Source organism: Cobetia sp. SIMBA_158 (assembly GCF_046566945.1).
In the GTDB taxonomy this organism is placed as follows: Bacteria; Pseudomonadota; Gammaproteobacteria; order Pseudomonadales; family Halomonadaceae; genus Cobetia; species Cobetia amphilecti.
In genome coordinates, this window is the sequence record NZ_JAWJYL010000083.1 from 1 (window position 1) to 402 (window position 402).

Annotated in this window: 1 protein-coding gene; it reads left to right on the forward strand. The window is 36.1% G+C overall.

From position 1 onward, the window contains the following. Positions 1 to 402: hypothetical protein (locus tag R2R70_RS19075; protein ID WP_410978760.1), on the forward strand; the 402-nt coding region annotated here is incomplete at both ends.

Sequence of the window (402 nt, forward strand, 5' to 3'; positions counted from 1 at the left end):
GCTATTAATGACAATAACGTTGATAAGGTGTCTACATGGTCAAGCGATAAAATTAATGACTCATTAAATTTCAAGTCTAATACTAATCACACTCATACTAACCTGCACGATCCTGCTCAAGTAGGCACAGTTTTAGTTGATGAATCTGGTATTGGCAACAATAAAGTTCTTGCATATAACGAAGGCACTGAAAGACTTAATTACGTACCTGTTGAAAGCAGTTCAGTGTTTGTTGGCATGAAGAAAATTACTGGCAATTACGAGCTGATTGCTGGAGGATACACAAAACTAGCCGTTGATGAAACTGGCAAGAAAATCACAATTACTTCAATTAATAGTGGTGGGATTAAATATCGATATGAATCTTTACCGAATGATCGATCTATCCCTGTTAGGTTGTTT